Source organism: Pseudarthrobacter sp. YAF2 (assembly GCF_052113345.1).
In the GTDB taxonomy this organism is placed as follows: Bacteria; Actinomycetota; Actinomycetes; order Actinomycetales; family Micrococcaceae; genus Arthrobacter.
In genome coordinates, this window is the sequence record NZ_JBFRDA010000002.1 from 202,475 (window position 1) to 226,179 (window position 23,705).

The window sequence follows — 23,705 nt, forward strand, 5'->3', positions numbered from 1 at the left end:
CAGTCGGCAGTGCGGGGCGAACGGCCCCTCAGCGCAAGGGCACGATGTCTTCCACGCCCAGGCGGGCGGCATCCGCGGATTCGTCGTCCGGCTGTTGCTGGCTGAGGCGCTCGGCCTCCACCCGGGCAATATAGTGGCGGACTTCGTTTTCGCGCTGCGCGTCACTCCAGCCAAGAACGTCACCCATCAGTTTAGCGACAACGGGGGCAGCGGACACGCCCCGGTCCCACGCCTCGATGGAAATCCGTGTGCGGCGGGTCAGGACGTCCTGCACATGGCGGGCACCCTCATGGGTTGCAGCGTAAACGGCTTCCGCCTGCAGGTAATCATCGGCCCCGGGGATGGGCTCGGCCAGGTCCTTGTCCTGTTCGATGATCGCCAGGACCTCGGGCGTCATGGAGCCATACCGGTTGAGCAGGTGCTCAATCCGGGCCACGTGCACGCCCGATTCCTCGGCGGTACGGTTCCTCCGGTTCCAGGCAGCCCGGAAGCCGCTGGCGCCGAGGAGCGGGATGGTTTCGGTGCAGCTGGGCGGAACCCGTTCGTCCATGGTGCGGGTGGCCTCGTCGACGGCGTCCTTGGCCATGACCCGGTAGGTGGTCCACTTTCCGCCGGCCACGACCACGAGGCCGGGGACCGGGTGTGCCACCACGTGTTCGCGGGAGAGTTTGGCCGTGGAGTCGTTTTCGCCGGCGAGCAGCGGCCGGAGCCCGGCGTAGACCCCTTCGACGTCCTCCCTGGTCAATGGCCGTTTCAGGACCGTGTTGACGTGTTCGAGGATGTAGTCGATGTCCTTGCTGGAGGCGGCCGGGTGGGCTTTGTCCAGGTGCCAGTCGGTATCGGTAGTGCCGATGATCCAGTGCCGCCCCCAGGGAATCACGAACAGCACGGACTTCTCCGTGCGGAGGATCAGCCCCACGGTTGACTGGAACCGGTCGCGGGGAACCACCAGGTGGATGCCCTTGGAGGCGCGGACTTTCAACTGGCCCCGGTCGGTGACCATGGCTTGGGTTTCATCCGTCCATACGCCGGTGGCATTGATGACCTGCCTGGCGCGGACCTTGAACGTTGTCCCGTCCTCGCGGTTGGCCACTTTGGCGCCCACCACCCGCTCCCCTTCGCGCAGGAAGTCCACTACAGCCATTTGGTTCACTGCGTGGGCGCCGTAGTAGGCGGCGGTGCGGACGAGGTTCGCCACGTACTTTGCGTCATCCACCTGGCCGTCGTAGTACCGGATGGACCCGACGAAGGCGTCGTCCTTCAGGCTGGGCGCGGCACGGAGGGTTCCGCGCCTGCTCAGGTGTTTGTGGAACGGCACGCCGCGGCTGTGTCCGCTGGAGATCGACATGACGTCGTACAGCGCAATGCCGGCGCCCACGTAGGGCCGCTCGATGAAAGGCTTGGTCAGCGGATACAGGAATGGCACCGGCCGGGCCAGGTGCGGGGCAAGTTCCGAGAGCAGCAGGCCGCGTTCCTGAAGGGCCTCTTTGACCAGAGCGAAGTCCAGCATTTCCAGGTAGCGGAGGCCGCCGTGAATGAGTTTCGAAGACCGCGAGGATGTTCCGGCGGCCCAGTCGCTTGCTTCGACGATGCCAACGCTCAGCCCACGGGTCACGGCATCCAGTGCTGCCCCTGCGCCAACGATGCCGCCGCCGACGATCAGGATGTCCAGCTCCTGGCCGGGTTCCGCCGTGGCGCGCAACCGCTCTATGGAGGCTTCCCTGGCTTCCGGGCCGAGAACTCCGCCGTTTGCAGGAACACTCTTCATTGAACGCCTCCAGTGCCGCTAGTGCCGGTATTAAACCCACACTACTTGCTGGCGGCGCGCTTTGGGCAGGGCGGCCGTGGCCCCTGCCCAAAGCGCAAACGGGTCAGTTCCCGGCGTAGGGGGAAACGACGACGTCCACCCGCTGGAACTCCTTCAGGTCCGAGTAGCCGGTGGTTGCCATGGAGCGGCGCAGCGCACCAATAAGGTTGGACGTACCGTTCGTGTGGTGGCCCGGGCCGAAGAGGACTTCCTCCAGCGGGCCCACGGTGCCGACGTTGGCGCGGTCGCCGCGCGGGAGCTCGGTGTGGTGCGCTTCCTGGCCCCAGTGCCATCCCTTGCCCGGCGCTTCCTCTGCCCGGGCCAGCGCACTGCCCAGCATGACGGCGTCCGCGCCCATCGCAATGGCCTTGACGATGTCACCCGAGGTGCCCATGCCGCCGTCGGCAATCACGTGCACGTATCGGCCACCGGACTCGTCCATGTAATCCCGGCGCGCGGCTGCGACGTCGGAAATGGCCGACGCCATGGGCGAGTGGATGCCCAGCGCGCGCCGCGTGGTGGTGGTTGCGCCGCCGCCGAAGCCCACCAGCACACCGGCCGCGCCGGTCCGCATCAGGTGCAGCGCCGGGGTGTAGCCGGCCGCGCCGCCCACGATGACAGGGACGTCGAGTTCGTAGATGAACTGTTTGAGGTTCAGCGGTTCGTGGTTCTTGGAGACGTGCTCGGCAGACACGGTGGTGCCGCGGATGACGAAGATGTCGACGCCGGCGGCCACGACCGTCTTGTAGTGCTCCTGGGTGCGCTGCGGGGTGAGCGATCCGGCCACGGTGACGCCGGCCCCGCGGATTTCGGCCAGGCGGGACGTGATGAGTTCCGGCTGGATGGGTGCCAGGTACAGCTCCTGCATCCGGCCCGTCACGGCGGGGCTGTTGATCTCGTCCTGCAGGGCGGCGATCTCATCCAGCACGGACTGCGGGTCCTCGTACCGGGTCCACAGGCCTTCCAGGTCGAGCACGCCCAGCCCGCCCAGGCGGCCGAGAGCGATGGCCGTCTGCGGGGACATGGCCGAGTCCATCGGGGCTGCGATCACCGGCATGTCGAACTGGTACGCGTCGATCTGCCACGAGACGGAGACGTCCTTGGGGTCACGGGTGCGACGGTTGGGGACGATTGCAATGTCATCCAGGGAGTAGGCACGACGCCCACGCTTGCCACGGCCGATCTCGATCTCATAAGTCACTGCACTAGGTTATCCCAGCAGCTCCGGTGGCCCGGTCTGGGCTGCGTCCAGATGGGCAGTCCTGCCCATGGAGGAACAGCCGGACAACCACGTAGCCTTGAGCAGGGGAATTCGGTGAATGCTCCCGTGACCACCTTCCGAGGAGAACCAACCATGGCCCCTGGCCTTTACGGCGCTGACATTGAGCAGTTGCGGTCGTTGTCCAAAACCATGGACCGTTCCGGCGCCCGCCTGCTCGAGACGGAACGCCAGATCACCAGCCTGGTATCGAGCGTCGAGTGGAAGGGCATCGACGGCAGCCGCTTCCGGCGCGAATGGAGTGACACCTGGCGGCCCATGATGAAGCGGACCTCGCAGTCCCTGCTTGATGCCTCAAAGACGCTCCTCACGCAGGCTGACGAGCAGGAACAGGCAAGTACAGGTGTGGCCAGCGGCCCTTCCGCGGGGCCGGTGGGGCCTCCAGCGCCCGGGGCACCGGGCGCTAATCCGGCCGGGCCGCTGGACGCCGTTCTCGCAGTTGCCGGAAGCCCTGGGTGGTGGGGCGCCAACACGGCGGTGACTGCGGCCGGGCTTTATACGGATGACCTTCTGGCGACAATGGCCAAAGGTGGGCTCCTGACGAAGCTGACCAACTGGCCTTGGCTCAGCGCACAATACGCCCAGGTTCCGGGGGTTGGCTACGTACGCGGAACCCAGCTCCTCAACGGCACGTCGATGCTGGGGCGACTGTCCGGCGGCCTGGGAATCATCACGGGCGCGTTTCAAATGGCCCATGGCATGGACACCGGCAATACGGGAATGGCGATTGACGGCGGCATCTCCACGGTTCTTGCCGCCGGCAGCTTTGTTCCCGGGGCCGGCCCATTTTTCGCTGTTGCAGGCATTGCATGGGGCGGGATGGGCCTGCTTGCATCGAATCTCGGCTACGGGTCGGCCTCCGAGATGGTGGCGGATGCCACTAATAAGACGGTCGATGCGGTGGCAGATGGCGCCAAAAAAACGGTCGATGCCGTGGCGGACGGTGCCAAGAAGGTATGGGGATGGCTCACCTGACCGCCCCACTTCCCTAGACTAAGACCCGAGACCTGACGACCCTAAGGCTGCCGTGACTACTCAAGAAGACGCACCCCTGCTCATCACCGAACATGAGCTCATCGCCCTGATCGCCCTGGCCGGAACGGCTGGAGCGCTGAAATGCCAGAGCCTCTTCAGGCTTGACCACGCTGCCGGTGCACCACTCGAGCAGGCGGGGGTAGCCACGCTCCTGGAACGAGGGCTCATGACGGTCGAAGCGGAGAGCCTGGTGCCGGCCGGCCTGGCCACTGGCGTGGCAGGGGTCCTGGCGGACTCCGACGCATGGCTGGAGGTTGCGCTGGTGACGCCCAAAGCCGACCACGTCTATTTCCTGTTCGGCTCGGGTAATGGGGCCTTGGTCCTAAGCCTCAGCAAGTACGGTGTCCATGAACTGCGCCCCGTGACCAACGCGGAGGGAATGTTCACCACGGCAATCGAAATGGTCCGCTATTATCTCGGAACGGCCCCTGACGGACGGCCCGCTGCCGGCACGCTCCGCCGCCATCTTGCGGACGGCACCTTCCACTCCGTCCATGTCAAGGCGGCACCGGATGGATCCCTTGAAATCGTCACCGGCGACGAACCACAGCCTGCACCCGCGCCGCTGGGCCCGGAGGACCTGGAAGACCGGATGCGCCAAGGACTGGGCCTGCTTCCGGCATGACACACCACGTACCCTTTCCCGCCGGCGCGCCCGTCCACTCCCTCGACCACTGGCTGTCCCCGGAACTGGCCCGGATCAGCCCGGCAAACGCTCCGTCCCGGCTGCGCCAGCTGGCCGACGCCCAAGGCACCCGGGCCGCCGGCTGGAGCAGCGCAATCGCCGGCGGACCCGTCTTGGCTCTGGCGGGGATCTTCTTCTCCGTCACGTCGGGGAACACTGCCGCAGCGCTCGTCTTGGTCCCGCTGGGGGTGGTCCTGATGCTTTCGGGCTTCTTTGGATGGCAGCGGGCCCGGGCCGCCCTGCCCAACACCGACAGGGTTCTGATCAGCCGCGGCCCGGGATCCGCCCGTGGTGGCGTCGCCATGGTGTCCGTACTCGCAGTCGCGCTGGGCGCGATCATGGTCATCTATCTGCCCTCGGCCATGGCCAAGGGCAATGGTGCGGTACAAACACTCGTGGGGGCCTTCATACTCGTCCTGCTTCTCCTGGTCGCATGCATCGTGGTCCCGTCAACGGTCATGGGCCGGGCCCGGCAGTCGTTCCGGCGCCGGGTGCAAACCAACCAGGAGCTTCGCCGGGCAGTTGAAGCGGATTTGGTTCTCTGGCGCGATCCTCATGGCAATGCCGCCTACGGCCCGCTCTGACAACCGGCCAGCCGCAGGATTGTGATGGGCAGGCGCTGGATCTTCGACGGGCATATCGCGGGCATTGGCACCGCATCGGGGCTCCGCGCCGTAGTGGGCATCTGGCCGGACTCCCCCTTCGGTTCGTTCGCCGATGTCATGGTGCAGCAACCCTCAGGGCACCGGGTTCTGTTGGCGCCCCGGCGGGACGTGGCAGAGTTCATCGCGGCCACCTACACCTTCGATGAGGTGCGGGTGGTTCACGTTTCCGCCGTCCTGGGTGCCCGGGCACTAAAGGTCGACGCCGGTCCCTTGGCAATCCAGGCCGTCACAGGAGCGAGGACTTTCCTGGGATCAGCTTTGCGGGCCGTGCCGCGGCGCCTCGCGGTGCACCCGCGGTGGCTTTCCGCCGTCAATCCGCTCGCCGTGTTGGCGGCTCCCGGAGCCCGCACCTACGGCACGGCGGGAAGCGGAAGGGCGGAGTATTACGGGGTGAGCGACCTGCACCACGTCACCTCCGCCGTCGTCAGCTGGGAAGGGGCCGACGCCGGGACGCTGGCTCCCATCCGGCCTCCCGTTACGTTCGGGTTCAGCAGCGTCCCGCCGCGGCCCAGCCTGGCGCGGGTCCGCACCACCGTGGTGCAGGCCTAGGTTCCGGTGGGTTCCTCGACAGTCAATTGGGATTCAAACATCCTGAAGTACCTGCCGCGCAGGGCCACCAGTTCTTTGTGCGTGCCCTGCTCGACGATCATTCCGTCCTCCAGCATGTACACGACGTCGGCCTTCTCGATGGTGGCCAGCCGGTGGCTGATGGCAATGATGGTGCTGCTGCGGTCCGCGAAAAGGCGCGTGAAGATCCTGTGCTCGGCAAGGGCGTCGATGGCGGACGTTGGTTCGTCCATCACCATGAATGATGCGTCCCGGTAGAAGTTCCTGGCCATGGCCAGCCGTTGCCATTGACCGCCGGAGAGGCCACTGCCCTTACGCCCGCGCGGATCCTCCATCCAGTTGCTGACGTGGTTGTCCAGGCCATTGGGCAGCTTGTTGATGAACTCCAGAGCTTCGGCGTCTGCTGCTGCGCGCCGGATGCGGCCGTCGTCGCGCCGGCTGTCGACGTCACCAAAGTAGATGTTCTCGGCGGCCGTGGCGAACTCATATTTGAGGAACTCCTGGCTGAGCACCGCCAGGTGCCGGTGCCAGGAGGTGACGTCGACGGCGGCGAGATCCACGCCGTCGAGCAGCACCTGTCCGGAATCCGGGCTGTAGAGGCCGGCGAGGATGCGGATCAGCGTGGACTTGCCGGCGCCGTTCTCCCCCACAATGGCGATGTGCTGGCCCCGCCTGATGGTGAGGCTGATGCCCCGGATGACCTCGATATCGCTGCCCGTGTACGTAAAACGGATGTCCTTCAGTTCAACTTCCTGCGGGGCCTCCAACAGCGGCGGTGCATGTTCGGAGTGCACGGGCATCCCCATGAAGGTCTCGTAGTCCGTGAGGTTGGCCAGGTCTTCGTCAATGGAACTCAGGGAAGACACCAAATTGTTGGCGGTGGACAAAGCGCGGCTGACGATCTGCTGGACGTAGAGGAACTGGCCCACGGGCTGGGCCCGGGCGATGACCTGTCCCACCACCCAGATCAGCGAGACCACCTCGGCACCGTATTGCAGTGCGTCCGCGGCCAGTTGCCTGGGAATGTAGCGCCGCTGGTAATCGAGCCGCCGCCGCTCGTCCGCGTCGCGCAGGCGGGAGCGAAGGTCCATGAGGAAGCCGACAATGCCGTAGAGCCGCATCTCTGCGATGTGCTGCGGCCGAAGCAGGTTTGTCTCGATCATGCGGCGCTGGCGGCGCGAATCCACCTGTGTGTTCCAGTGCGCAATCTGCTCCCTGGAGAGCTTGAACTGCAGGTACACACTGGGCACGATGGCCACCAGCACGATGACGGCTATCCACCAGCTGACCAGCAGCAGGGCACCGATGGCCAGGATGACCGAGACCAGCTGCGTGAAGATCGCGGCGATCCGGTCCAGGACGCGGGCGTACGAATCCGAGAACCTCTTGGCCCGGTCGTAGAGGTCCACGGTTTCCTTGTCGTCGTAGCGCCAGAATTCCAGCGCAAGGAAGCGCTCGTACATCTGGTCGCCCACGATGGCACCCACCTTGAAGCTCATGAGTTGCTGGATGTAGCGGTCAACGCTGTTGAAGGCGCCCCAAAAGAGCCCCAGGGCAGCGGTGACGACGACGTAGACGATCGCAAGGTGCCCCGCTCGGGCGTCGCCGGCATATGCAGCCGCCAGCGCTGTGGTGGTGAGGGACGCGAAATAGGTGGTGACCAGGGGAAGGACGGCCGAAATCAGCGAGCCAAGCACCTTCATGATCACCGCGCCCGGGGACGCCCGAAAACTGACCCGCAGGACCTGGGCAACCGCGCGGGCATACGGCCGGAGGGCCAGCCGGCGTGCGGGCTCCCGCTTAGGGCTTAGTTCCGCCGGATGGCGCGGTTGGGACATGGAATCAGCCTAGTGCTGGCCCAGGTCTAAACGGGCAGCGCCGGACGATCCGTTGACGGACGGCACAGATTTGTTAGACCGACAGCACGAACGGTTTTGTGAAGAATTCGGCCCAGACCGGATCCTCGGGCGGGAGGTCATCGAGGTCTATGAGGTTGTCGTCGTCCGGTTCCCAAGGCGGAAGGTCTTCAATACCTGCTTGTTCGCAGTGGAATCGGACGGGCATTGCAGCCGTACTGGCCGGCAGGGTTCCTGGTGGCCAGTGGGTTGGTTCGGGGTCTGGTTGTTCGGGTTTGTAGTGGCGGCCGGTGGGTGAGATCCAGCCGGGTGGCTCATTCGTTGTTGCGGGTGTTGGTATCCAGGGTCTGGCGTGTTTGAGCCGGTGGTGCTTGGGGCAGAGCTGGCCCAGGTTCCGGACATTCGTGGTGCCGCCGTTTTCCCAGGCGGTGAGGTGGTCGGTGTCGTTGTCCGGGGTGCGGTTGTTGCAACCCGGGAAGGTGCATTTACCGTCCCGCATCCGGATCCATTTCTTGATGGTCTCGGGCAGCCGGTAGCGGGTTCGGCCGATGTCCAGGGGTGCCCCGTCGCGGGGGTCGACCAGGACCCGGCAGAACGATTCCGCCCCGCCCGCGACCAGCCTCCGCGCCATCGACGCCGGGATAGGCCCGAACCCGTCCAACACGGCGGGCTCATCGGTGAGGCCAAGCAGGGAAAACACCGGCACCATGACCAGGACATCGGCCCGCGGAACGGGAACTTTGCCAAGCCCGGCAGCGGTCCCCGCACCCTCGGTGCCAGTACCCTCGGTGCTGGCCATACCGGTGGCATGCACCGGAGCCGTGTCGCGGCCGGCCACAGTTGTAGCCGCGCTGGCGTGTTCGGTGCTCGCGTCCGCGGCGCTCCCGGCGCCGAGGGCCGGGCTGGCGATGCTGGTGCTCCCAGCAGCCGCAGTGCTGAGCCCGGCGCCGAGGAGCAGGGACGCGGCGACGTCGGCGCGGAGCTGGGTCAGGGTCCGCTCTTCCGTCGGGCTTTGCAGTCCGCGGGCGGTCGCGGTACTCCGGTTCCAGATGGCGCACGCGGTGTCCCCGGGCAGGTAGAGCGAGATCCAGCCCATGCCGTCCCGGTCCGGGGCGTAGTCCACCCGCCGGTCCGCCACCCCTTTGGCGTGGCGTTTCTCCAGGGTTTCGGGGTGGTGGCGTTCCCGCCAGGCGCGGACCTTGGCCCGGAACCGGGATGGAACGAGTTCACCGGGTGCGGCGCCTCGGGCGGGGTTGGGCGCGTCGGGGTCGAAGAAATGCGCCACCAGCCCGGCAACACCCGAGGGCGTGAGGCCTTCGGTTTCGTCGGCGACAATGCGTGCGTGCTGCCACGAGATGTCCCCAGCGGACAACGCCCCCAGGACCGGCGGCAGCGAACAGACGCGCCGTGCCTGCCCTACCAACGCCCCCGCGGCCCCGGAACTGATGGTCAGGACCCCGGCAATCTCCTCCACCACTGACATCTCCGCGAACGTGCGCTCATCCACCGGGGCCTCGGGCGGGGTCATGGCCAGCTGCAACCCGACGCACTCCGCCACGTCCCGGGCCTTCACCGCCGCAAGCTGCGCCTCCAACCGCGCCACGACATCCAACCGTTCCAGGCACAACTCATACCGCCGCCCCAACACATCAACACCGGCGCCGGCTTCAAAACCAACACCAGCAGCCCCAGGGACGAGCCCAAAACCAACCCCAGCACGGTCAAGCGCGGCACCCTCCAGCGGCGCACCCTCCAAGGAAGCGTCCTCCAGAACCAGCACATCCAACGCAGCAACAGAGGCACAAACACCCTCCATCACCGCCGCCAAATCCGTACCAATTCCCATAAAAACATCATCCAACCAGGCACTGACATTAAGGGTTCGAGCCGTCCACGGGGAAAACAAAGGAGGCGGGGAATTCCCCGCCTCCTCGTGTTTCACGCCAGTTCAGCGCTAATGAACCGCCGCTGACTTACCGCGAACCGTAGTTCGGTGCTTCCACCGTCATCTGAATGTCGTGCGGGTGCGACTCCTTCAACCCGGCGGAGGTGATCCGCACAAATTTGCCGCGCGCCTTCAGCTCAGGGATGGTCGGAGCGCCGGTGTAGAACATGGTCTGGCGCAAGCCACCCACCAACTGGTAGGCGACCGAGGACAGCGGGCCACGGTACGCCACACGGCCTTCGATGCCTTCCGGGATCAGCTTGTCGTCGCCGGAGACGTCGGCCTGGAAGTAACGGTCCTTGGAGTAGGACGTGTTCTTGCCGCGCGATTGCATGGCACCCAGGGAGCCCATGCCGCGGTAGGACTTGAACTGCTTGCCGTTGACGAAGATCAGCTCGCCCGGGGATTCGTCGCAGCCGGCGAGCAGGGAGCCGAGCATGACCGTGTCGGCACCCGCAACCAGGGCCTTGCCGATGTCGCCGGAGTACTGCAGGCCGCCGTCGGCAATGAGGGGAACGCCGGCCGGAATGGCAGCCTTGGCGGACTCGTAGATGGCCGTGATCTGCGGAACACCCACACCGGCCACAACGCGGGTGGTGCAGATCGAGCCCGGCCCAACGCCCACCTTGATGCCGTCGGCGCCGGCGTCGATCAGTGCCTGGGCGCCCTCGCGGGTGGCAGCCTGGCCGCCGATGATGTCCACGTGCGCGGCAACAGGATCGGACTTCAGCCTGCGGATCATGTCCAGCACACCCTGGGAGTGCCCGTTGGCCGTGTCAACGAACAGGGCGTCCACCCCGGCGTCCACCAGGGTCATGGCGCGCTCCCAGCCGTCCCCGAAGAAGCCGATGGCTGCACCCACGCGGAGGCGGCCTTCGTCGTCCTTGGTGGCCAACGGGTACTGCTCGGCCTTGGTGAAGTCCTTGGTGGTGATCAAGCCCTTGAGCCGGCCCTGCTCGTCCACGAGCGGGAGCTTTTCGATCTTGTTGGTGGCCAGCTTGTGGGAGGCTTCGTCCCGGCTGATGCCCACGTGACCGGTGACCAGGGGCATCTTGGTCATGACGTCGCTGACCAGCCGCAGCGGGAAATCGGACTCCGGCACGAAGCGGGTGTCACGGTTGGTGACGATGCCCAGCAGGCGGTTGTCCTCGTCCACCACGGGGAGGCCCGAAACGCGGTAGTGGGCGCAGAGGTCATCCAGCTCCCGCAGCGTGGCCTCGGGGCGGATGGTCAGCGGGTTGGTGATCATTCCCGACTCACTCCGCTTGACCCGGTCAACCTGGTCGGCCTGGTCGGCGATGGAGAGGTTGCGGTGCACCACGCCCAGGCCACCCTGGCGGGCCATTGCGATGGCCATGCGGGACTCGGTGACGGTGTCCATGGCGGCCGAAAGCAGCGGGGTTTGCACACTGATCCGCTTGGAGATCTGCGACGAGGTGTCAGCGTCGGAAGGGATGACGTCGGTGTGGCCCGGCAGGAGCAGGACGTCGTCGTAGGTCAGGCCAATGAAGCCAAAGGGATTGTGTTCGGGCTCGGTCATGAGTGCGCCTCTTACCTTGGTTGCTGGGCGGGTAGGGGTTGCAGCCGATGACCAGCCCGTAATTACGGAACTGGCCTGTGCAGACGATCCTGCGGGACCACCGTTGGGGTACGGCGTTCCTGGGGCAGAAAGTGTTGACTAAATATTAGAACCTCCGGCCCGATCCCCCTATTCCAGGCCCGCAATGTGAGCAACCGCACTCAGCTCCATCCTGTTGCGGCCAACAGTCGCTGCTCGAACATGGGGATCATGGTTTCCACGTACGTCCGGGTCAGGTGGTTGTCGTCCTTATAGACGTAGACGTTCCCCACCACGGCAGGGCAGACGCCACGGGCGCAGATGAAGTCGCTCATGTCCAGCAGGTGCAGGCCCGGCACCTTGCCGCGGTAGTTTTCCAGCGGCGACGGCTCAACGAGGGACTCGGCCAGTGCCGGATTGCAGGCCGGCGCGTCGGCGCCATGGCGTTGTGCGCATTGGGGCATGTTGAACGTGAACCTGGGGTTGTCCCGGACGCCCACGATCTCGATTCCCGCGTTGGCAAACGGAGCGACTCCCTGAAGGTAGCCGGGGACCTCCGTTTCGAACGGGGCTTCTTCGTGGGTCAGCGTCGCCACCGTGAAGACAGCGTCCGGAAGGTGTTCCAGGACGTAGGCGGAACTGGCCCTGTTGTAGGCATTGCATTCGGCGTTCCGGGCGTCAGATTCCGCGCCGAACCGGCATGCCGGCATTAGCAGTGTCACCAGTTCCCAGCCGCGTGCAGCCGCCACCGGGGCCAGCGCGGCAAGGTACTGCTGGGCATGCGAATCCCCCAGCACCACGATGCGTTTGGTGGCTGGTTCCTCCGGGACCTCCTGCCGGCACCCCTCGAGAATCGGGTCACTGGTGGCGTTTGAACCTGTGCAGGGCGAGTCGATCCCGGCCCAGTCGTTGTCCAGTGCGGTTGGCCCGGGGATGGTCCTCGCGCGCGGAGCCGGCAAGTTTTCGTTCTCCGGGGTGAGCGCCAGCGCACCCGGCGTCAGCTCGCGGGGTTGTGCCGCCGTCGCGCTTTCCTCCGCGGTGAGCGATGTCTGCCACACGGCCACGGGACCGGCCAGCAGGGCTCCGCAGGCAACAATGACGACGGCGGTACGCCAGGCGCGGAGCTTGGGCCAGTGCCAGTCCCGCAACGGCTTCTCCACGAAGCGGGTGGTAAGGATGGCAAGCACGACGGCGGCGGCAACGATGCCGAGGCCCTGCTTGAGGTTCGGCGCCTCCACCCCCGTGGCCGCCAGCGCCAGCACCAGGACCGGCCAGTGCCAGAGGTAAAGCGCGTAGGAGTTGTCGCCCAAGGCGACGGCCGGCCTGCTGCTGAGGAGCCTGTCCACGCCGAAACGGCTGCCGGACTGCCCGGCGACGATGATGGCGGCAGCAGCCAGCGTGGGCCAGAGGGCCACGTAGCCGGGGAAGGACCTGTCGACGGTGAGGAGCAACCCGCATGACACCATGCCCGCAAGCCCGGCCCAGCCCAGGACCACCCGCAGCGCACGGCCGGGCTTGAGGTACGGCAACCCGAGCGCCAGCAGGGACCCGAGGGCAAACTCCCAGAGCCTGGCGCCGGTATCGAAGTATGCGTAGGCCTGGTTGGTGGCGGTCTGGTCAATGGAATAGGCCAGGGACGCGGCGAACAACGCGCCGAAAACCACAGCCAGCAATCCCCGGTAGGTGGTGCGCTCCAGCGGGGGAATCCGGCGGACGGCCCGCAGGACCGCGGCGGTGGCGGCGAAAATGAGCGGCCAGAGGATGAAGACCTGCCCCTGGATGGACAACGACCAGAAGTGCTGCAGTGGGCTGGCTCCGGCATGGTCCTGTGCGTAATAGTCCACTGCGGCGTCTGCCAGCAGCCAGTTCTGGCTGTACAACAGCGACGCCCAGGCTTGGTCCAGGACCTGCGGCCAGCGGCCTTGGGGCAGGATCAGCCAGGTGCCGGCCAGCACCCCGAGGATCACGACGACGGCGGCCGGCAGCAGGCGCTTGAAGAGGTGCAGCCAGTGCGCCATCAGCCGGAAGGGCTGGCCGGACTCTGCTTTGCGGACGAAGGAGAGCGTGAGCAGAAAGGCGGAGATCAGCAGGAAGATGTCCACACCGCCGGACACGCGGCCCAACCAGACGTGGTAGGCCACGACCATGAGGACAGCCAAGGCCCGGAGTCCCTGGACCTCGGGCCGGAAGGTCGGTTTGCGGTTGCGGCCGGGGACGGTTCCTGCCGTTGCCGGTGCCGTCCGGATCCCCGTCATCGACACTTCGAACCCCTCACACCACCGGCCGGCCAAAGCATCCAGCCTACGCACCGGGGTTTGGAAGGGCCAATCCGGAGTCCGGCGCGAACTAAGCTGGGCCCAGGTGTGGAAGGGAGCCGGCGTGATCGTCCAATTGCGGATTTGCGTGCCCGGAGAATTGTCCGAGGTGACGCTGAAGGCCTGCCGGGACCAGGTGGGAACTGCGGGTGTCGCATTGATCTCCAGCGCGTCCGTGGTGCCGCCGGGTGATGTCATCGACGTCCAGATCGCCAGGGAGTCCGTGGAGGAACTCCTGGAGAAGCTTGAGGTCCTGAAGATCGGCGACGTGGGCTCCGTTGCCATGACCACGCCGGAATTCGTCCTGTCCAGGGATGCCGACCGGGCGGAGCACGCCGCACCGGGCGACGGTGCGGACGCTATGATCTGGGACGATGTGACAGGGCAAACAGGCGAGGATTCCAGGCTCACGTGGAACTTCCTCGCCTTCCTGGTGCTGGCAACGCAGCTCGCCGGAATCGGCATTGTGACCGATTCCCCCATCGCGATTGTGGGCGCCATGGCGGTGGGTCCCGAGTTCGGGCCGCTGGCCGCCCTCGCCGTTTCGCTTGCCACCCGGCAGTGGAAGCTTGGCCGCCGTGCAGCCATCGCCCTGGGCGTCGGGTTTCCGGTCGCCATGCTTCTGGCGGCTTTGACGGCCTGGCTGTCGATCCCGCTGGGCCTCTTCCCCCGCGATGCCCTGGACAAGGGATCCGCCGTCGAATTCATCTACCATCCCGGCCCCTACTCATTGATCGTTGCCATCCTGGCGGGATTCGCGGGAATGCTGTCGATCATTGGCCGGCGGTCCGCGGCACTGATCGGGGTCTTCATCTCCGTGACCACCGTGCCGGCGGCCGGATATGTGGCGGTGGCTTTGGTCCTGGGTGAGTTCCCGAAGGCGGCCGGCTCGGCCCTGCAGTTGTTGCTGAACCTCGTGGGCATCGTCGCGGCCGCGGTCGCGGTCCTTCTTTTCTACCGGGTGGTGGCCAAGCGGCGGCCTGCGGCAGCGGCACGGAACTTGAGGCAGCAGCGCGGCGGCACCCGCAACTGACCCGCCACCAACCATCCGCACGCTAGGGACGCAGCAGGGCGCGGAGGGTCTGGATGGTGTCGGCTTCCGCCGGGGATTTATCGTCGCGGTAGCGTTTCACCCGGGCAAACCTCAGGGCGATTCCGCCCGGGTAGCGGGGTGACTGCTGGACGCCGTCGATCGCTATTTCGACGACGGTGACCGGCTCAACCCATACGGTTCCGGCGGTACGCCGCACCTCGAGTTCCTGGAATTTCTCCGTCTGCCAGCGCAGCAGTTCATCGGTGAGCCCTTTGAAGGTCTTGCCCACCATCACGTAGCCGCCCGGCTCACCGAAGTTTCCTTCAGGATCCAGTGCTCCAAGGTGCAGGTTCGAAAGCAGCCCGGTCCGGCGCCCCGACCCCCATTCACAGGCGAGCACCACAAGGTCGTAGGTGAGCACGGGTTTCACCTTCACCCAGTTGGATCCCCGCCGTCCGGCGGCGTAGGCGGATCCGATACTCTTCACCACCACGCCCTCGTGACCGGCAGCCAACGCGTCCCGGGACACCCGTTCAGCCACGGCCGGGTCTGCCGTAATCTCGCCGGGGATCCGGTGTCCCGGAGCTATCCGTTCCAGCGCGTCGATGCGGGCGGACAACGGCTCGTCGAGCAGGTCCCGCCCGTCGAGGTGCAGCACGTCGAAGAACCAGGGATGCAGCACCGTTTCCCGCGCTGCATCAGCGCCGAACCGTGACATGGTTTCCTGGAACGGCCGTGGGCCGCCGTCCTCGTCGAGGGCGAGGGTCTCGCCATCGAGGATCACATCCTGCACCGGCAGCCCGCGCACCAGTTCCACCACCTCCGGGAGCCTGTGCGTGACATCGGCGAGGTTGCGGGTGTAGATGCTGATGTCCTTGCCGGCCCGGTGGACCTGGATGCGGGCGCCATCGAGCTTGTATTCCACCGAGGCTTCCCCGGTGGTTTCCAGGGCTTCGCCGGGGCTGGAGGCCGTGGCGGCAAGCATGGGCTGCACGGGGCGGCCGACGACGAGGCCCACCGCTTCAAGCTCGGCTGCGGTCCCTGTCATGGCGAGCAGGGCGGTGCCGCCCAGATCCCCCGAAAGCATCGCCGCGCGTCGTACGGCAGCGACCGGCCTGTCCGCCGCGCGGGCCACGGCATCCGTCAGGACGCCGTCGAGGGCGCCGGTGCGCAGTTCCCCGAGCAAGACGCCCGAGATGAAGGCCTGCTCCCCCGGCGTCGCGGCCGTCATCAGGTTCCCGAGCGTGGCTGCGCGGCCTGCCGCCGAACCTGCTCCCGCGGTGGCGAGCAGCCTGTCCAGCGCAGCATCGAGGTCGGCAACGGTGAGGCTTGCTGCCCCGGCCGGTTCCGCTTTGGCCGCCGCCACGCTGCGCCACCCCGCTCCGACGCGCCCCTGCCGGGGCTTCGCCACCAGCAAGCCCACCGCCGTCGGAATCTCCGCGGGCTCAAGCCGGCGCAGCAGGTCCGCAAGAGCCTCGACCTTCGCAAGCCGGGACCGTGTGGACGCCACGGCGTCGGAGGTTTTGACGAGCTCAAGAAGCAGCATGGCATCATCCTGCCACGTGCCGGCCCCGCGGCTCTGGACAGCGCACAAGCGGCCTCCCACACTGGACGCATGGGATTCATCGTTGCCAACCTGTTCATCACCCTCGACGGCGTCTACCAGGCTCCCGGCGGCCGGGAGGAAGACACCCACGGCGAGTTCGCCTTCGGCGGCTGGCAGGCGCCTGTCTCCGACGACGAGGCCGGCGCGGCCATCGCCGCAGAGATCGGCCGAATGGATGCCCTGCTCCTTGGCCGGAACACTTATGACATCTTTTCGGCTTACTGGCCGCACCAGTCAGGGGAGATTGCGGATGCACTCAACCGGGTGCCCAAGTTCGTCGTCTCGCGCACTGCGTCCACCCCGGACTGGGCCGGAACCACGGTGCTGCCCGATGAGAGGGCCGCGGGACGGCTCCGCGACGAGTACGGGCAGGTGCACATGTTCGGCAGCGGAGTCCTGATCCGCTCACTGCTGGCTGCGAACGTTCTGGACCGCCTCCACCTCTGGCTTTACCCGGTCACGCTGGGTCAGGGCAAACGCCTGTTCGACGCCGGCACCGTCCCCGCGTCGTACCGCCTCGCCGAGCCGGCCCGCAGCTACCCGAAAGGGGCGGTATCGCTGGTGTACGAACGCGCGGGCGGGGTTGAGACGGCGGAGATGGCCGCGACCTGACCCCACCGTCCCCCTGACGTCGCTCCGTCCGCCCAAGGAACCCTGGCGGCGTGCCCAGGCAAGGCAGCCGAGGCGTCCTGCAGAAGGCACGCAAAAGGCTGGCCCGGCACATGCCGGACCAGCCTTTTTCGTCAAGCCTTCAAGGCGAAGCCTTAGTGGCTGTGGCCTGCGTGCTCGTCCTCTTCGGCGGGCTTCTCCACCACCAGGGTCTCCGTGGTGAGAACCAGGGCAGCGATGGATGCCGCATTGCGGAGGGCTGCGCGGGTGACCTTGACGGGGTCGATGACACCGGCAGCGATCAGGTCCTCGTACTCGCCCGACTTTGCGTTGAAACCGTTGTTGGTTTCCAGGTCGGCCACCTTGGACGTGATGACGTAGCCGTCGAAGCCGGCGTTCTGGGCGATCCAACGCAGCGGCTGAACCAGGGCGCGGCGGACGATCCCCACAGCAGCGGCGGCGTCGCCTTCGAGTGCCTTGACGGACGGGTCCTCATCCAGGGCCTTGAGGGCGTGGATCAGTGCCGAGCCGCCACCGGCCACGATGCCTTCTTCCAAGGCCGCGCGGGTGGAGGAAACAGCGTCCTCGATGCGGTGCTTCTTTTCCTTCAGCTCAACCTCGGTGGCAGCGCCCACCTTGATGACGCCGATGCCGCCGGCCAGCTTGGCCAGGCGCTCCTGGAGCTTTTCGCGGTCCCAGTCGGAGTCGGTGCGGGTCAGCTCGGCGCGCAGCTGGGCTACCCGACCTGCAACATCCTCGGCCGAACCAGCGCCGTCGACGATGGTGGTGTTGTCCTTGGTGACGGTGATGCGGCGGCCGGTACCCAGCACCTCCAGGCCAACGGTGTCCAGGCTCAGGCCCAGTTCCGGGGAAACAACCTGCGCACCGGTCAGGGTGGCGATGTCCTGGAGCATGGCCTTGCGGCGGTCACCGAAGCCGGGTGCCTTGACGGCCACGACGTTCAGGGTGCCGCGGATGCGGTTGACGATCAGCGTGGACAGGGCCTCGCCGTCGACGTCCTCGGCAATGATGAACAGCGGCTTGGAGCTCTGCAGTGCCTTTTCCAGCAGCGGCAGGAATTCCTGGATGGAGGAGATCTTGCCCTGGTTGATCAGGATCAGGGCATCCTCAAGGACAGCTTCCTGGCGTTCGGCGTCGGTGACGAAGTACGGGGACAGGTAGCCCTTGTCGAACTGCATGCCCTCGGTGAGGACCAGTTCGGTCTGGGTGGTAGAGGACTCTTCGATGGTGATGACGCCATCCTTGCCCACCTTGCCGAAGGCTTCGGCGAGGAGTTCGCCGATCTCGTCGCTCTGCGCCGAGATGGCGGCAACGTTGGCAACCTGGCTGCCTTCAACGGGGCGGGCGTTCTCCAGCAGGCGGGCAGCTACGGCCTCGACCGAAACTTCGATGCCGCGCTTGATCTGGCCGGGGGCAGCGCCGGCGGCAACGTTGCGCAGGCCTTCCTTGACCAGGGCCTGCGCCAGGACGGTGGCGGTGGTGGTGCCGTCACCGGCAACATCGTTGGTTTTGGTGGCTACTTCCTTGGCCAGCTGCGCGCCAAGGTTCTCGTAGGGGTCGTCGAGTTCGACTTCGCGGGCGATGGTGACGCCGTCGTTCGTGATGGTGGGGGCGCCCCACTTCTTGTCCAGGACGACGTTGCGGCCGCGGGGGCCGAGCGTCACCTTGACGGTGTTGGCGAGCTTATCGATGCCGGCCTCGAGGGCCCGGCGGGCAGCGTCGTCAAACGCAAGCTGCTTTGCCATGGTTTTGTCCTTTCAAAGACAGAAACCCCGCACTGCCGGCCAGCAGAAGCGTGGCCGGCAGCACGGGGATCCGAAAGAGTTACTTTACGACGATCGCCAGGACGTCGCGGGCGGACAGCACGAGGTACTCGGTGCCGCCGGTCTTGACTTCGGTTCCGCCGTACTTGGAGTAGATGACGACGTCACCAACTGCTACGTCAACCGGAACGCGGTTGCCGTCTTCGAAGCGGCCGGGGCCTACTGCAACAACTTCGCCTTCCTGCGGCTTCTCCTGCGCGGAGTCCGGGATGACCAGGCCGGAAGCCGTGGTCTGCTCGGCTTCGAGCGGGCGGACAACGATACGATCCTCAAGAGGCTTAATAGAGACCGACACTCGGACCTCTCCTTTTCGTCAGCAAATTTGTGGACTGGAAAGCTTTCCGCCGTGGCTGGCAAACCGTCGTCGCGGTGCCGGCAGCAGCCTGGCTGGCAGCTCTTCATGTGTTAGCACCCTCCGGGGGAGAGTGCTAATGAAGACTCTATGTAAGGGTTAGCACTCGGTCAAGGTGAGTGCCAACTTTTCGTCATGGGCGTACTCTGTTTCGCACCATTCCTGGACGCAGTAGCGGGCCCGCGGGCTCCCGCAGCCTCAGCGGCCCAGATCGTCGAAGTCCACGTCTTCGCCGCCGTCGGCATCGCTGCCGCCCTGTTTCCGGCCCCGGAACAGCACCCAGCCCGCAGCGGCGGCGGCGAGCAGCGCAGCAACGAGGAAGAAGATGCTTCCGGCCCGGGCGCCGTCGTACAGCCCGCGGATATCGCGGGCTTCCTGCGTGTTGTCCGCGATGTCGTTGCCGCCCACCGAATAGACGGTGGCGTTGAACGTGTCGAGGAGGAAAATGATCACCAGAAGCGCGATGCAGACCACTGCCACTACGGCGGCAGCGATCAGGACCGGGCGGGCAAACCGGGCAGGACCACGTTCCTTGGGTCCGTGTTCGCCGGTCTCCCCGGGGGCTGCGCTTTCATCCATGGTCTCAACACTATCGGCAACCCGGCATACGCTCCTCCACTAGGCTGGAACCCATGGCTCACGCTCCCCAGGACCAGATTGCACCGCTGCTGACCCCCGAAGGCTGGGAGCTGCTGGCATCCCTGGGCCCCTACCGGGACGAGGATTCCTTCGAACTCAACTCCGCCCTCCGGAAGGCCGGCCATCCGGCCGGGCTTGTCTCCGCCGTTCTGACCCAGTCACGGCTGCGCACAAAGGCTGAGGCGAAGTTCGGCGAGTTCGCCCGCCAGATGCTCTTCACCCAGGCCGGCCTGGAGCAGGCCACCCGCCTGAAGGTCGCGGCGCGCCACGCGCAGCGCTTTGCCGCCGCCGGGATCAACCACGTGGCGGACCTGGGTTGCGGCCTCGGCGCCGATTCCCTGGCCCTGGCATCCCTGGACCTCACCGTGACCGCCGTCGAGATGGACGAGACCACCGCGGCCTGTGCCACGGTGAACCTGATCCCCTTCCCCAATGCCACCGTGGTGCACGCGGACGCGGAAACGGTGCCGTTGGAGGGCGTCGACGGTGTCTGGCTGGATCCTGCCCGGCGGGTCACCTCCACGTCCGGCACCAAGCGGATCTGGGACCCCGAGGCGTTCTCACCCCCGTTGTCATTCGTTGAATCGCTCGCGGCGTCGGGGAAGGCAGTGGGCGTGAAGATGGGCCCCGGCATGCCGCACGAATCCGTGCCCGCAGGCTGCGAGGCCCAGTGGGTGTCGGTAGCCGGAGACGTCACCGAGGTGACCCTGTGGTTCAACGCGGTCAGCCGGCCAGGGGTGCGCCGCGCAGCCTTGGTCCTTGGTTCCGAGGGTGCGGCCGAACTGACCAGCGCGGACGACTTCGGAGCCGGCCCCTCGGCCCCGGTGGGACCGGTGGAGGGCTACCTGTACGAACCCGACGGCGCCGTGATCCGGGCCGGCCTGGTTGCCGATGTCGCCCTGGAACTCGGCGGCCACCTGGTGGATGAGCACATCGCCTACATCTGCGCGCCGGAGCTCATGGCCACGCCGTTCGCAAAGGCCTACAAGGTGCTGGAGGTGAGGCCCTATAACGTCAAGGCGCTCAAAGCCTGGGTAAAGCAGGAGGGCATCACCGTGCTGGACATCAAGAAGCGGGGCACCGCGGTAACCCCGGAAGAGCTGCGGAAGCAGCTGCTGCCGGGCGGGAAGGCAGCCGGCAAGGGTTCCGGCAAGAAGGGCGCCGGCAAGGCCGCCACCCTGGTCCTGACCCGGATTGGCGAGGACCGGGTGGCGATCGTGGTCGAGCCTGCCTGACCGGCACTGGGCAGCTCCTGCCGGACCTGCCTATTGGGCGCGCATGAATTCCTCGGCCGCCTGCACCTGCTCCGCCGTGGGCCGCACTCCGGTGTACAGGACAAACTGCTCCAGCGCCTGGATGGTGGCCACCTCAGCACCGGTAATGACCGGCTTGCCTGCGGCTCGGGCGGCACGGATCAGCGGCGTCTCGGCCGGCAGGGCCACCACGTCGAACACCAAGCGGGCCGCTTCGATGGCCCCCGCCGGGAAAGCCACGGTGTCCGCTTCCGTCCCGCCGGCCATCCCCAACGGGGTGACGTTGATGATCAAGTCCGCCGTCCCGCCGTCGAGCGCTTCACGCCACCGGAAACCGTACTGGTCCGCGAGCGCCCGGCCGGAAGCCTCGTTCCGGGACACCACCGTGACATCGGTGAAGCCGGCGTCCCGCAGGGCCGCCACCGTGGCCTTCGCCATCCCGCCTGAGCCCTGCACCACCACGGAGTAGCCCGTGGGGACTGAGTTGGTGGCCAGCAGTTGTTCGATGGCCGTGTAATCGGTGTTGTACGCCTTGAGATGGCCGTCGGTGTTCACGATGGTGTTGACGGAATCGATGGCTTTGGCGGAGGGGTCCATCTCGTCCACCAGGGCTATGACGTCTTCCTTGTAGGGCATGGAGATGGCGCAGCCCCGGATGCCCAGGCCGCGGACACCGGCGATGGCCTGCTCAAGGTTGGTGGGCGCGAACGCCTTGTAGATCCAGTTAAGGTCCAGTTGCCCGTAAAGGTGGTTGTGGAACCGGGTCCCGTTGTTGCTGGGACGGGCGGAGAGCGAGATGCAGAGGGTCATGTCTTTATTCAGAATGGGCACCCGACCATTAAACGCGTTCCCCCGCTAATCCCGCTCCCGGGTCACGGGCTGCAACCGGTTCCGGCAGGATAGGGCCCGACGGCGGCAGGCAGCTTTCCGGGGGCCGTCGCCTTCCCTGCCAGGACGGCGGCGAGGGCGTCGAAGGCGGTGTCATTGCGGCCGTAGAGCGCCAGCTTGATCGGGGCGCCGGAGTCCTGCAGCGGCCAAGGTGCGTCCAGGGTTACCGCGATGTCGCCGCCTGCCGGTTTGCCGCCGAAGCCGATGAGGTTGACCACGGGGCCGGAGCCAACTGCCAGGCCGGCACGGGCGGCAGCGGTTTCGAAGCGTTCCCGGTCCCCCGGTCCCCCGCCCTCGACGCGTATTGCACCCGGCACCAGGGGTCCGCTGCAGGGGCCGGACAGGACCGTCACGGCGGACGCCGAGACCTTGGCCGACAACCCGGCGCCGCTCCCGGCCGGAGCACCGCCTCCGGGTGCCCCTGCAGGGGCCGCCGTCCGTGCGTGCCAGACCATCATGGTGGCAACCCGGCGGGCGGCGTCATCGAGCCGCGCGGCCGGGAGGGTTCCGGCGGCCAGGGCCTGCAGGATGGCGGCATGCGCCTGTTCCACGTCGGCGGGCATCAGCAGCAGGTCGGCGCCCGCGGCCAGGGCCTTCACGGCGGCAGCGCCGGCCGGGTACTGCTCTTCCACGGCGCCCATGTTGAGGGCGTCGGTCACTGCCACACCCTGGAAGCCCAGGTTCCGCAGCGCCGCGTAACTTGGCGCGGAGAGCGACGCCGGGACGCCGGGTTCCAGCGCGGGCACGGCGATGTGCCCGGTCATGACGACCGGCAGACCGGCGGCCACGGCGGCCTGGAACGGTTTCCAGTCCCTGCCCCGAAGTTCATCAATGGTGGCCGGCTGGACCGGGAGGCTGAGGTGGGAGTCAGTTGTCACCGAGCCGTGCCCCGGGAAGTGCTTGACGGTGGGAAGGATGCCTGCGTCCAGCATGCCCCGGGAGAACGCCACGCCCTGCGATGCCGCCACCGCCGGATCGGCGGACATGGAGCGGGCGCCGATGGTGGGGTCCTTGGGTCCAATGGTCACATCCGTGTCGGGCGCGAAATCGAGGTCAAACCCCAACGGCACCAGTTCGGCAGCCAATGCTTTGCCGGCCTGATGGGTCAGGTCCTCGCTCCCCGCAGCGCCGTAGCTCATGGGCGCGGGCCATTCGGTGAGCGGGGCGCCCAGCCGCGCCACTGCACCGCCCTCCTGGTCCACGCCGATGATCCCGGGCCATGGCCGGCCGTCCGCGGCCACAGCTTGCCGCAGCCGCTGGTTGACGGCACCCATGGCAGCTACGTCAACCTTCCCCTGGGGGTCGCGCGGCACGTTGTCGCCCATGATGATGGACCCGGCCAGGTGCAGGCGCTGGATGAGCGCCGCGTGGGCTTCCACCTGGTTGCCTTTGAAGAACGGAAGCAGGACCTGCCCGGCCTTTTCCTCCGGCGACATCGCCGCCACAGCCGCCGCGGCGGCGTCCTGGTCCCGCTGCTCCGGCCCCCACCCCAGGGGCCGGGAGCCTGCGTCAGGCGAGGGTGAAGCGGAAGGTCCTGCCGGCGTCGTACTTTCTGCGGCGGAAGCGCTTGCAGGCGGGGCGGAGGACGACGGCGGGGCCGGAGCTGGGGCGGCCGTGCAGGAGGCCAGTGCCAGGGCGGACAGGGCCAGGAGGAGAGGGAAGGATTTGGCAGGACTGGTTTTGGCAGTGTTGGTCCTGGCAGGGGTGTGACGCATGGGGAACGGAGCCATCAATACGATGCTACCCCTGGACTAGACTTGGACCATCCG

Annotated in this window: 19 protein-coding genes; 7 read left to right on the forward strand and 12 right to left on the reverse strand. The window is 66.9% G+C overall.

What is annotated here, in order from left to right; translation table 11 throughout:
* Positions 1–28 precede the first annotated feature (28 nt).
* Positions 29–1,768 (reverse strand): glycerol-3-phosphate dehydrogenase/oxidase, encoded by a 1,740-nt coding sequence (locus AB4Y79_RS02885; protein ID WP_441858599.1) that lies wholly within the window; start codon positions 1,766–1,768, stop codon positions 29–31.
* A gap of 103 nt (positions 1,769–1,871) precedes the next feature.
* Positions 1,872–3,008: a GuaB3 family IMP dehydrogenase-related protein gene (locus AB4Y79_RS02890; protein WP_441858601.1), complete on the reverse strand. Its 1,137-nt coding sequence runs from the start codon at positions 3,006–3,008 to the stop codon at positions 1,872–1,874.
* A 153-nt stretch (positions 3,009–3,161) separates the two neighbouring features.
* Between AB4Y79_RS02890 and AB4Y79_RS02895 the strand changes: the two genes are divergently transcribed.
* The 4 genes from AB4Y79_RS02895 to AB4Y79_RS02910 are packed head-to-tail and all read left to right on the forward strand — an operon-like array spanning position 3,162 to position 6,020.
* Complete coding sequence (locus AB4Y79_RS02895; RefSeq protein ID WP_441858603.1) at positions 3,162–4,061, forward strand: WXG100 family type VII secretion target; 900 nt, start codon at positions 3,162–3,164, stop codon at positions 4,059–4,061.
* Between the two features lie 52 nt (positions 4,062–4,113).
* Positions 4,114–4,746, forward strand: a complete 633-nt coding sequence (locus AB4Y79_RS02900) for a hypothetical protein (RefSeq protein WP_441858605.1) — start codon at positions 4,114–4,116, stop codon at positions 4,744–4,746.
* Complete coding sequence (locus AB4Y79_RS02905; protein ID WP_441858607.1) at positions 4,743–5,390, forward strand: hypothetical protein; 648 nt, start codon at positions 4,743–4,745, stop codon at positions 5,388–5,390. Before AB4Y79_RS02900 ends, AB4Y79_RS02905 begins: the two co-directional genes overlap by 4 nt.
* A 24-nt stretch (positions 5,391–5,414) precedes the next feature.
* Positions 5,415–6,020, forward strand: coding sequence for a hypothetical protein (locus tag AB4Y79_RS02910; RefSeq protein ID WP_441858609.1), 606 nt, complete (start codon positions 5,415–5,417; stop codon positions 6,018–6,020).
* Here AB4Y79_RS02910 and AB4Y79_RS02915 read toward each other — a convergent pair.
* The 4 genes from AB4Y79_RS02915 to AB4Y79_RS02930 form a co-directional block, all read right to left on the reverse strand.
* Positions 6,017–7,876 carry an ABC transporter ATP-binding protein gene (locus AB4Y79_RS02915; RefSeq protein ID WP_441858611.1) on the reverse strand — a complete coding sequence of 620 codons (1,860 nt, stop codon included), beginning with the start codon at positions 7,874–7,876 and terminating at the stop codon, positions 6,017–6,019. The genes AB4Y79_RS02910 and AB4Y79_RS02915 overlap by 4 nt on opposite strands.
* Positions 7,877–7,949: 73 nt before the next feature.
* Entirely contained in the window at positions 7,950–9,740 is a 1,791-nt protein-coding gene (locus AB4Y79_RS02920; RefSeq protein WP_441858612.1) for a DUF222 domain-containing protein, read from the reverse strand.
* A gap of 127 nt (positions 9,741–9,867) precedes the next feature.
* The gene (gene guaB, locus AB4Y79_RS02925; protein ID WP_441858613.1) at positions 9,868–11,379 is read right to left on the reverse strand and encodes an IMP dehydrogenase; all 1,512 of its coding nucleotides are present in this window, start codon (positions 11,377–11,379) and stop codon (positions 9,868–9,870) included.
* 200 nt (positions 11,380–11,579) lie between these two features.
* Positions 11,580–13,652, reverse strand: coding sequence for an acyltransferase family protein (locus tag AB4Y79_RS02930; protein ID WP_441858895.1), 2,073 nt, complete (start codon positions 13,650–13,652; stop codon positions 11,580–11,582).
* 124 nt (positions 13,653–13,776) lie between these two features.
* Here AB4Y79_RS02930 and AB4Y79_RS02935 point away from each other — a divergent pair, with 124 nt between their 5' ends.
* On the forward strand, positions 13,777–14,745 hold the full coding sequence (locus AB4Y79_RS02935; RefSeq protein ID WP_441858615.1) for a DUF389 domain-containing protein: 969 nt from the start codon (positions 13,777–13,779) through the stop codon (positions 14,743–14,745).
* Positions 14,746–14,767: 22 nt separating this feature from the next.
* On the opposite strand, the gene AB4Y79_RS02940 is transcribed toward AB4Y79_RS02935, so the two are convergent.
* Entirely contained in the window at positions 14,768–16,291 is a 1,524-nt protein-coding gene (locus AB4Y79_RS02940; protein WP_441858616.1) for an ATP-dependent DNA ligase, read from the reverse strand.
* Positions 16,292–16,360: 69 nt separating this feature from the next.
* Between AB4Y79_RS02940 and AB4Y79_RS02945 the strand changes: the two genes are divergently transcribed.
* Complete coding sequence (locus tag AB4Y79_RS02945) at positions 16,361–16,963, forward strand: dihydrofolate reductase family protein (protein WP_441858618.1); 603 nt, start codon at positions 16,361–16,363, stop codon at positions 16,961–16,963.
* 152 nt (positions 16,964–17,115) lie between these two features.
* Here the strand turns inward: AB4Y79_RS02945 and groL are convergent, their stop codons facing one another.
* From groL to AB4Y79_RS02960, 3 genes are all read right to left on the reverse strand, one after another.
* Entirely contained in the window at positions 17,116–18,726 is a 1,611-nt protein-coding gene (gene groL / locus AB4Y79_RS02950; RefSeq protein ID WP_441858620.1) for a chaperonin GroEL, read from the reverse strand.
* 79 nt (positions 18,727–18,805) lie between these two features.
* Entirely contained in the window at positions 18,806–19,099 is a 294-nt protein-coding gene (gene groES / locus AB4Y79_RS02955; protein WP_003805290.1) for a co-chaperone GroES, read from the reverse strand.
* A gap of 255 nt (positions 19,100–19,354) precedes the next feature.
* The gene (locus tag AB4Y79_RS02960; protein WP_441858622.1) at positions 19,355–19,735 is read right to left on the reverse strand and encodes a hypothetical protein; all 381 of its coding nucleotides are present in this window, start codon (positions 19,733–19,735) and stop codon (positions 19,355–19,357) included.
* Positions 19,736–19,788: 53 nt separating this feature from the next.
* Here AB4Y79_RS02960 and AB4Y79_RS02965 point away from each other — a divergent pair, with 53 nt between their 5' ends.
* Positions 19,789–21,030 carry a THUMP-like domain-containing protein gene (locus tag AB4Y79_RS02965; RefSeq protein WP_441858624.1) on the forward strand — a complete coding sequence of 414 codons (1,242 nt, stop codon included), beginning with the start codon at positions 19,789–19,791 and terminating at the stop codon, positions 21,028–21,030.
* Between the two features lie 30 nt (positions 21,031–21,060).
* Here the strand turns inward: AB4Y79_RS02965 and AB4Y79_RS02970 are convergent, their stop codons facing one another.
* Positions 21,061–21,879: a shikimate 5-dehydrogenase gene (locus tag AB4Y79_RS02970; protein WP_441858626.1), complete on the reverse strand. Its 819-nt coding sequence runs from the start codon at positions 21,877–21,879 to the stop codon at positions 21,061–21,063.
* 41 nt (positions 21,880–21,920) lie between these two features.
* Positions 21,921–23,372 carry a glycoside hydrolase family 3 N-terminal domain-containing protein gene (locus tag AB4Y79_RS02975; RefSeq protein WP_441858897.1) on the reverse strand — a complete coding sequence of 484 codons (1,452 nt, stop codon included), beginning with the start codon at positions 23,370–23,372 and terminating at the stop codon, positions 21,921–21,923.
* Positions 23,373–23,705: the final 333 nt, after the last annotated feature.

Excerpts from the sequence above, each read along its gene's own strand:
- AB4Y79_RS02965 (WP_441858624.1), top strand. The coding sequence starts at position 19,789 with ATGGCTCACGCTCCCCAGGACCAGATTGCACCGCTGCTGACCCCCGAA.
- AB4Y79_RS02930 (WP_441858895.1), bottom strand. The coding sequence starts at position 13,652 with ATGACGGGGATCCGGACGGCACCGGCAACGGCAGGAACCGTCCCCGGC.
- AB4Y79_RS02945 (WP_441858618.1), top strand. The coding sequence starts at position 16,361 with ATGGGATTCATCGTTGCCAACCTGTTCATCACCCTCGACGGCGTCTAC.
- AB4Y79_RS02940 (WP_441858616.1), bottom strand. The coding sequence starts at position 16,291 with ATGCTGCTTCTTGAGCTCGTCAAAACCTCCGACGCCGTGGCGTCCACA.
- AB4Y79_RS02960 (WP_441858622.1), bottom strand. The coding sequence starts at position 19,735 with ATGGATGAAAGCGCAGCCCCCGGGGAGACCGGCGAACACGGACCCAAG.
- AB4Y79_RS02920 (WP_441858612.1), bottom strand. The coding sequence starts at position 9,740 with ATGGGAATTGGTACGGATTTGGCGGCGGTGATGGAGGGTGTTTGTGCC.
- AB4Y79_RS02905 (WP_441858607.1), top strand. The coding sequence starts at position 4,743 with ATGACACACCACGTACCCTTTCCCGCCGGCGCGCCCGTCCACTCCCTC.
- AB4Y79_RS02895 (WP_441858603.1), top strand. The coding sequence starts at position 3,162 with ATGGCCCCTGGCCTTTACGGCGCTGACATTGAGCAGTTGCGGTCGTTG.
- AB4Y79_RS02910 (WP_441858609.1), top strand. The coding sequence starts at position 5,415 with ATGGGCAGGCGCTGGATCTTCGACGGGCATATCGCGGGCATTGGCACC.
- groL (WP_441858620.1), bottom strand. The coding sequence starts at position 18,726 with ATGGCAAAGCAGCTTGCGTTTGACGACGCTGCCCGCCGGGCCCTCGAG.
- guaB (WP_441858613.1), bottom strand. The coding sequence starts at position 11,379 with ATGACCGAGCCCGAACACAATCCCTTTGGCTTCATTGGCCTGACCTAC.
- AB4Y79_RS02885 (WP_441858599.1), bottom strand. The coding sequence starts at position 1,768 with ATGAAGAGTGTTCCTGCAAACGGCGGAGTTCTCGGCCCGGAAGCCAGG.
- AB4Y79_RS02975 (WP_441858897.1), bottom strand. The coding sequence starts at position 23,372 with ATGTCGCCGGAGGAAAAGGCCGGGCAGGTCCTGCTTCCGTTCTTCAAA.
- AB4Y79_RS02915 (WP_441858611.1), bottom strand. The coding sequence starts at position 7,876 with ATGTCCCAACCGCGCCATCCGGCGGAACTAAGCCCTAAGCGGGAGCCC.